At 67.8% G+C, this 6,936-nt stretch carries 6 protein-coding genes; 5 read left to right on the top strand and 1 reads right to left on the bottom strand.

Features of this window, described 5'->3' with window-relative positions:
• The first annotated feature begins 359 nt into the window (after positions 1-359).
• From ABU113_RS06525 to ABU113_RS06505, 5 genes are all read left to right on the top strand, one after another.
• Positions 360-1,268 carry a hypothetical protein gene (locus ABU113_RS06525; RefSeq protein WP_454558689.1) on the top strand — a complete coding sequence of 303 codons (909 nt, stop codon included), beginning with the start codon at positions 360-362 and terminating at the stop codon, positions 1,266-1,268.
• On the top strand, positions 1,259-2,023 hold the full coding sequence (locus tag ABU113_RS06520; protein ID WP_454558688.1) for an SDR family oxidoreductase: 765 nt from the start codon (positions 1,259-1,261) through the stop codon (positions 2,021-2,023). Before ABU113_RS06525 ends, ABU113_RS06520 begins: the two co-directional genes overlap by 10 nt.
• Before the next feature lie 17 nt (positions 2,024-2,040).
• A complete protein-coding gene (gene folB, locus ABU113_RS06515) occupies positions 2,041-2,427 on the top strand; it encodes a dihydroneopterin aldolase (protein ID WP_454558687.1) in 387 nt (128 codons plus the stop codon).
• A 349-nt stretch (positions 2,428-2,776) separates the two neighbouring features.
• Positions 2,777-4,699 (top strand): excinuclease ABC subunit UvrC, encoded by a 1,923-nt coding sequence (uvrC, locus tag ABU113_RS06510; RefSeq protein WP_454558686.1) that lies wholly within the window; start codon positions 2,777-2,779, stop codon positions 4,697-4,699.
• Between the two features lie 55 nt (positions 4,700-4,754).
• The gene (locus ABU113_RS06505) at positions 4,755-5,270 is read left to right on the top strand and encodes a nuclear transport factor 2 family protein (RefSeq protein WP_454558685.1); all 516 of its coding nucleotides are present in this window, start codon (positions 4,755-4,757) and stop codon (positions 5,268-5,270) included.
• Here the strand turns inward: ABU113_RS06505 and ABU113_RS06500 are convergent.
• Positions 5,225-6,802 carry a class I adenylate-forming enzyme family protein gene (locus tag ABU113_RS06500; protein WP_454558684.1) on the bottom strand — a complete coding sequence of 526 codons (1,578 nt, stop codon included), beginning with the start codon at positions 6,800-6,802 and terminating at the stop codon, positions 5,225-5,227. The two genes, ABU113_RS06505 and ABU113_RS06500, sit on opposite strands and share 46 nt — an antisense overlap.
• Positions 6,803-6,936 lie beyond the last annotated feature (134 nt).

Here is a 6,936-nt window from a genome sequence, read left to right as displayed (position 1 = left end):
AAGGCATGGCCGAACTCAACCAACCCATGATCGAGGAGGAAAATCAGCCCCTACACATCACCGCCAAAGCCGCCTGACGATGGCCCACGGCCACAGCCGAAATTACACCACCTTGACGGACGCGACCCACATATTTGTAAAACTGAGAAATGCGCGCCCTTCAGCCTGATCAGCCGACAGCCACCCCATTGACAAGGCCGCTTGACAGCCACCGCGTGGGCGATGTCAAACCGCTCGACCGTTCGGCGGGCATCCCCGCCTGCCGGCACGACCGCAACCGCCACGACACCCGTGGAGATGCCGCCCGCTCCGGGCGCGTCCGGCCAGGGGTGACTGGCCAGATGCCAAGGAGCGAGGCCATGCTCTCCCCCCTGTCGCGGCCCCTGTGGCAGTTCCAGTCGCGGATCACCCGACGCGCGACCGCCTGTCCGCCTCTTGCCCGGCGGACGCTGAGGACGGGCGTCCTGCTGACCGCGCTCGCGCTCGCCGCCCTCCCGAGCGCCGGCCATGCCGCGACGGCGGCGGCAACGACCGCGCCGACCTATGTCGAGACGGCCAGCCGGACCCTAGGGTCAGACGTCATCGTTGAAGCCATCATACGGAAATCAAGCCGTATTTCCGCCAAGCAGGCACCCGATCTGGCGCCCGGCCGGCAACGCTTCCTGGTCGAGGCCGAAGTCGTCAGGGTGCTGGCGGCGCGGCAACCCGTCCCGCAGATCATCCGCTATCTCTGGGATGTCGAGGTCGCGCCCGGCGGGAAGGCACCGAAGATCAGGAAGCGGGCCGCGACCTTGTTCCTGCGCGAAGTGGCCACGTCCGATTCCATGTACCAGCTGGTGGACCGCGACGCCCAGTTCCTCGATGCCCCGCGGCTGGCGGAGATCGCGCGCGGCATCGCCAGTGATCCGCTGCGTGCCCGCATCGACGCCATGCGCATCGTCGGCATTCTGGAAGCGACGCCGATGGCCCATGGCCCGGCCGGCGATCGTTCCACCACCTATCTGCTCGCCACCGGCGATGGCGGCACGATGACCGCGACCCTGACGACCACCGCCGATGGCGGCCAACGCATCGACCTGTCACCGCCGGACAGCCTCGGCGATGGCATACCTGTCAAAAACGACAGCCTGGCGTGGTACGTTCTGGCATGCGGCCTGCCCGAAGCCCTGCCGGAATCGGTTGTCGATTCGGCGGCGCGCACGGGCGATTCGGCGCAGGTCGTCGCTGACTATCTGCAACTCAAGCGCCGAATCGGTCCATGCCAGTGAGTGCCGCCCCGGCCGTTCTGGTCACAGGCGGCGCCCAGCGTATCGGCCACGCCATCGCGCGGCGGCTGGCCGGCCGGGGCTGGGCAGTGGCCATCCACTGCCATCGCTCCCGCGCGCAGGCCGACACCCTGGCCGAGGAACTGCGCACCCAGGGCGCCCGCGTCGCGGTGGTGACGGCGGATCTCGCCTGCGAGACTGATGTGCTGGGCCTGGTCGACCAGGCCAGCGCCGCCGTCGGTCCGCTCACGGCGCTGGTCAACAATGCATCGGTGTTCGTGCGCGACCAGTGGGATACCGTGACGCGGGACAGCTGGACCGCGAATATGGACATCAATCTGCGTGCGCCGTTCCTGCTCACCCAGGCGTTCGCCCGCCAGCTGCCCGCCGACGCCGCCGGCGCCGTCGTCAATCTGGTCGACCAGCGGGTGTGGCGGCTCAACCCGGATTTCACCAGCTACACGGTGAGCAAGGCCGGGCTGTGGACACTGACCCAGACGCTGGCGCAGGCATTGGCACCGCATATCCGCGTCAACGCGGTCGGCCCCGGCCCGGTGCTGCAAAGCATCCACCACACGCCCGACAGTTTCCACCGGGAAGCCGCCAACGTGCCGCTGCGGCACGCGGTGCCGCCGGAAGAGATCGCCGACGCGGTACTGTTTCTGCTCGACTCGCCGTCGATCACCGGCCAGATGATCGCCGTCGACAGTGGCCAGCACCTTGCCTGGGCAACACCGGACATCGTCGGCGTCTATTGAACCGGAGTACCGCCAGCATGATCGCCTCGCAATCCTGGGGCCGCCCCACTCGCCGCGTCTTTGTGCGCGACCTGATGGTCGATGCCGAAATCGGCGTGTTCGAACATGAAAAGGGACGGCACCAGAAAGTTCGCATCAACGTTGATGTCGTCGCCGACGCCTCGCTGCCGCATGACGACAGCATCGCCAACGTGCTGTGCTACCGCGAACTGAGCGAGGGCATCCGCGCGATCATCGCCGCGGGACATGTCCACCTGGTGGAGACGCTCGCCGACCAGATCGCCGCGCTCGCACTGGGCTTCAGCGGCGCGCTGGAGGTCACCGTGCGGGTGGAAAAACTGGAGGCGATTCCCGGCACCTCGGCGGTGGGCGTGGAAATTCACAGGGTTCGCCAGGACGCCTGACGCCCTACCCGGCCGTTAACCTTCCGACGCCGGGTTGTTCACAGTATTCCCGGTCTGTTCCGGAGCCGTGAAAAATGTGGCTATGTAGCGGCCATCATCTTCCGGCAACATTATTGACAACAAAAATCCACAACAAAATCAGCGTATTAACTTTTGTGCCCAAATTTGAGGCAATCAGGAGGGAATCGCGGAGTTATGCGGGTTTGGCCTCCCCGCCCACGACCAGCGCACAGAGTTATCCACAGGGAAAGTGGATAACTCCACAGCCCCGTCCGGCAACCGATTCCCGACACGATTCGTACCCCGGCAGTGCTGGGAAAACCGCCGTCGGCTCCCTATAGTCAGCACGATGAACGACCCCACCCTGCCCGACCGCTTCTCCGAGGAACAGGCGATCCACGCCATCCAGGGCGCCGATACGCCCGACCTGGAGCGCGGCGTGCAGGTCATCCGCGACACGGTGAAGACGCTGCCGGCCCGACCCGGCGTCTATCGGATGGTCGATGCCTCGGGCAGCGTGCTCTACGTCGGCAAGGCACGCAGCCTGAAGGCGCGGGTGGTGAGCTACACCCAGGTCGGCCGCCTGCCGGTGCGGCTGCAGCGCATGGTCGCCCAGACCCGCTCGATGGTGGTGGTGACCACCCATACCGAGGCGGAAGCGCTGCTGCTGGAGGCCAACCTCATCAAGCACTACCGCACGCCGTTCAACGTGCTGCTGCGCGACGACAAGAGCTTCCCCTTCATCGTGCTGCGCGAGGGCCATGCCTTCGCCCAGATCGGCAAGCATCGCGGCGCCCGCAAGGCCGACGGCCACTATTATGGCCCGTTCGCCTCGGCCACCGCCGTCAACCGCACCCTGAACACCCTGGAAAAGGTGTTCCTGCTGCGCTCCTGCTCCGACAGCTATTTCCAGAACCGCTCGCGGCCGTGCCTGCTGCACCAGATCAAGCGCTGCTCGGCGCCCTGTGCCGACCGCATCACCCCGGAGGCCTATCAGGCGCTGGTGCGCGAGGCCAAGGCGTTCCTCTCCGGCCGCAGCCAGGACGTGCACAAGCGGCTGCGCGAGCAGATGCAGGCCGCCTCCGACGCGCTGGAGTTCGAGAAGGCCGCCGCCCTGCGCGACCGTCTGCGCGCGCTCAGCGTCATCCAGTCCGAACAGGGCATCCAGACCGACGCCGACACCGACGCCGATATCGTGGCGGCGGCCCAGAAGGGCGGCGTCACCTGCATCCAGATTTTCTTCATCCGGGGCGGCCAGAACTGGGGCAACCGCGCGCTCTACCCCCGCCACGACAAGGCGGAAAGCCTGGAGGACGTGTTGTTCGCCTTTCTCTCCCAGTTCTACGAGGACAAGCCGCCGCCGCGGCGCATCCTGCTCGACCGCGCCCTGCCGGAAACCGACCTGCTGGCGGAAGCCCTGTCGACGCGCGCCGAGCGCAAGGTCGCCATCGACGTGCCCCAGCGCGGCAAGCTCAAGACGCTGGTGGAGCTGGCCGCCCGCAACGCCTCGGAAGCGCTCGACCGGCGGCTGGCGGAATCCGCGTCACAAGCCCGCCATCTGGCGCTGCTGGCCGAGCTGTTCGGTCTCGACGAGCCGCCCGGCCGCATCGAGGTCTATGACAACAGCCACATCCAGGGCACCAACGCGGTGGGCGGCATGATCGTCGCCGGCCCGGAGGGTTTCCGCAAGAACGCCTACCGCAAGTTCAACTTCAAGTCCGGCGAGCTGACGCCGGGCGACGATTTCGCGATGATGCGCGAGATGCTCACCCGCCGCTTCGCCCGCCTGCAGGAGGAGGACCCCGACCGCGCCAAGGGCGACTGGCCGGACCTGGTGCTGATCGACGGCGGCAAGGGCCAGCTGACCGCGGCACTGGCGGTGCTGGCGGAGCTGGGCATCGAGGACGTGACGCTGGTTGGCGTCGCCAAGGGGCCGGACCGCAACGCCGGCCGCGAGGTGTTTCACCTGCCCGACGGGCGCGAGTTCACGCTGGAACCCAACAACCCCGCGCTGTTCTTCATGCAGCGGCTGCGCGACGAGGCCCATCGCTTCGCCATCGGCAGCCATCGCCAGAAGCGGTCGCGCGACATGGCCAAAAGTCCGCTCGATGACATTCCCGGCGTTGGCCCGGCCCGCAAGAAGGCACTGCTGATGCACTTCGGCACCGCGCGCGCCGTCACCCGCGCCGGCATCGCCGACCTCGCCAAGGTCGACGGCGTGTCGGACGCCATGGCCCGCGCCATCTACGAACACTTCCATCCGATAGGGTGATGACGCCGGCCAGCCCCGCTATGCTGCCGGCAACGAGACAAACGGGGAGACTGCCATGGACGCGGGCATGCCGATCAACGATCTGCAGACACTGCTGGACCGCGAACGCATCCGCGATCTGGTGCACCGCTACGCGCTGGCCATCGACAGCCGCGACTGGCAGGCCTACCGCGCCTGCTTCACCGACGAGGTGGCGCTGGATTTCGCCGCCGCCAGCGGTGCGCCGCCCACCTGGCGAACCCGATCGGCCGACGACTGGGTGGCCGAGTGCCAGGCCTTCTTCTCCCGCCTCACCGCGACCCAGCACATCCCGGCACTGCTCGCCGTCGACATCGCCGGTGATCGCGCCACCGGCTTCAAGCAATTGCACGCCCAGCACTATTGCAACCGCTTCCCGGCGCCAGTGCAGACCATGACCGGCCGCTACGCCTTCGAGGCGGTGCGCGACGGAGACCGCTGGCGCTTCGCCCGCCTGCGCCTGCATGTCGGCTGGATGGAGGGCGACCCCGCCATCATCGCCTATGCCTATGGCAACGATGGCGTACTGCCGGCCTCAACCGCCGCCAGATAGGCATCACGCAGCTCGCGCTTGAGCACCTTGCCGATGGCGCTGCGCGGCAGCTGGTCGACCAGCACCACCGCCGCCAGCCGCTGGGTCTTGCCAAGCTGGGCGTTGGCCCAGGCGCGGATATCCTCGGCCGCGGCGCCGGCGCCGGGCCGACACACCACATAGGCCACCGGCGTCTCGCCCCAGGCCTCCGACGGCACGCCGACCACCGCCACGTCCGCCACCGCCGGATGGGCATGCACCACCGCCTCCAGGTCGCTGGGGTAGATGTTGAAGCCGCCGGAAATGATCATGTCCTTCTTGCGGTCCATCAGGGTCAGGAAGCCGTCGGCGTCGAAGCGGCCAACGTCGCCGGTGCGGATGAACCGCCGGCCGTCGGGCGACCACCACTCCGCCTCGGCGGTCTTGCCCGGCTGGTTGTGGTAGCCGCGCATGGTGGCGCCGGAGTGGCCGACCACCTCGCCGATCTCGCCCACCGGCACCTCGTTGCCATCGTCGTCGATCAGCCTGATGTCATGGCCCGGCGCCGGCTGGCCGACGGTGTGCAGCTTGTCGGGGAAAGCGTGGGCGATCAGCATGCAGGTACCGCCACCCTCGGTCATGCCGTAGAATTCGACAAGCCCGCCTGGCCAGCGCTCCAGCACCTGCTTCTTGAGGCCGGCGGAAAACGGCGCCGAGGTGCAGAATTTGATCTGGTAGGACGACAGGTCATGGCGGTCGAACGCCGGTGATGCCAGCAGCCGGCTGTATTGCACCGGCACCAGCATGGTGTGGGTGACGCGGTGCCGCTCGGAGAGCGCGAGAAACGTCTCGACCTCGAACTTGGGCATCAGCACCACCGCGCCACCCTGGGCAATGGCCGGGAAGAAGCTCACCAGCGTGGTGTTGGAGTAAAGCGGCGTCGAGATCAGCGTCACCGTACCCGGCGCATAGCCGAAGGCGCCGGCGCGCTGGACATGCTGCCAGCGCATGCCGTGCTGCTGCACGATACCCTTGGGCGCGCCCGTGGTGCCCGAGGAGTAGATGATGTTGAACGGCCAGTCAGGCTGCACCTCGACCGGTGCCGGCACCGCGTCCGCCGGCGCCAGCCAGTCGCTCAGCGGCCGGCCAGCCTCGGGATTGTCATCGAGCGCGATGCACGGCCCCGGCATTGCCGACTGACGGTCTCCGAGCGCGGCCGCCACGCCGGCATCCAAGAACACCAGACGGGCACCGGCATCGGCGGCCATGGCGACCAGACTCTCCGGCGTCGAGGCGGGCGCCAGTGGCGCCACCGCCACCCCGGCGCGCAGCGCACCGAGGAACACGGCGGCATAGGCGACGGAGGAGGCGGCGCAGATGGCGACTGCCTGCCCTGCCGCCACGCCATCGCGCTGCAGACCGGCCGCCACCTGGTCCATCATCCGGTCCAGCCCGGCGAAGTCGAGCCGACCGGCCGCGTCGATGAGGGCTATGGCATCTGGCTGCGTCGCCGCATGATGGCGGATCAGGTCCGCCACGGTGGAGAACTCGCGCTCCAGCAGGTTGGTCGGCATGATCGGCTCCCACGTTGGTTTTATTGCTAATACCAATAGTGGTAGCCAGCCCGGCGCGCCCCGTCCATGGCGCATGCTCGGTAAAAGTGTCACGGCGCGTGACCCCCCGCAGGGACAGTCACACGCCGCGAGAT

Source organism: Parapedomonas caeni (genome assembly GCF_041060555.1).
Classification (GTDB): domain Bacteria; phylum Pseudomonadota; class Alphaproteobacteria; order Sphingomonadales; family Sphingomonadaceae; genus CAUJIW01.
The sequence above is the reverse complement of the archived record's forward strand: the minus strand, read 5'-3'. Positions and strand labels throughout refer to the sequence as shown.